Here is an 838-nt window from a genome sequence, read left to right as displayed (position 1 = left end):
CTTCGGGTCGCGTTCGCCGGTAACGATCGCGCGGATGATCGCTTGTCCGGTTGTGCCCATCACGTCAGTGAGTACCTCGGTGAGCTGGAGGTTCATCTGCACTAGCGCCTTCTGCATGCGCTGCACCCAGCTGCCCTGTTCGGTGAGCAGCAGCTCGCGCTGCCGCACCACCGTGCGCACCACGCAGACTTCGCCATCGGGGCGCCAGGCCGCACGCAGCAGTCCGAGACTCATGAGCTTCTGCAGCCATTGACAGTCTTGTACGTCGCTCTTGCGCCCCGGCACGTACTTCATCTGCCGCGCGTCGACGAGCCAGACGGTCAGCCCGCGCTGCTCGAGGAGCTCGTAAACCGGTATCCAGTAGACTCCGGTGGATTCCAGCGCCACGGTATCGACGCCGCACGCGAGCAGCCAGTCGGCCATCGCGTGCAGGTCACCGGTCATCGTGCCGAACTCGCGCACCGGCTGGTCGTCGGCCGTCCGGGGGACTGCCACCCAGTGGCTGGACGCGCCCACATCGATCCCGGCGGCGTTCGGATACACCGCATCGTCTTCCCGCTTGCGCATGGCCATGGCGTGCTCCCGGCTGGTTGGTTCAGGGCAGCGCCAGGGGAAGCGTCTGAATCGACTCGATCTCTCAAACGGGATGCAGCTCGCGCCGCTCACCAATGTCACCGACGATTCCCGGACCATGCTATGTACCGGGCTCGTCACGCGGCGTCCGGTGACGTCGCATGCGGGCACCAGTGAACTTCCGGTCATCAAGGCGCTGCCGCCTGTGTTATAGCGCATCGTCGTTTCTTCCGGAACACCGGGGACGACTGGCGGCCTTGGGAAG

1 protein-coding gene is annotated in these 838 nt (G+C 65.4%); it reads right to left on the bottom strand.

What is annotated here, in order from left to right; translation table 11 throughout:
• Positions 1-573 (bottom strand): IS110 family RNA-guided transposase (locus P0D89_RS53530; protein WP_408371363.1); only part of this gene is annotated, 573 nt, incomplete at its 3' end.
• Between the last annotated feature and the right edge of the window lie 265 nt (positions 574-838).

The organism is Paraburkholderia sp. RL18-085-BIA-A, from assembly GCF_046027075.1.
Lineage (GTDB): Bacteria > Pseudomonadota > Gammaproteobacteria > Burkholderiales > Burkholderiaceae > Paraburkholderia.
Note: the sequence above shows the minus strand (reverse complement) of the source record. Positions and strands in the feature narration are given on the sequence as shown.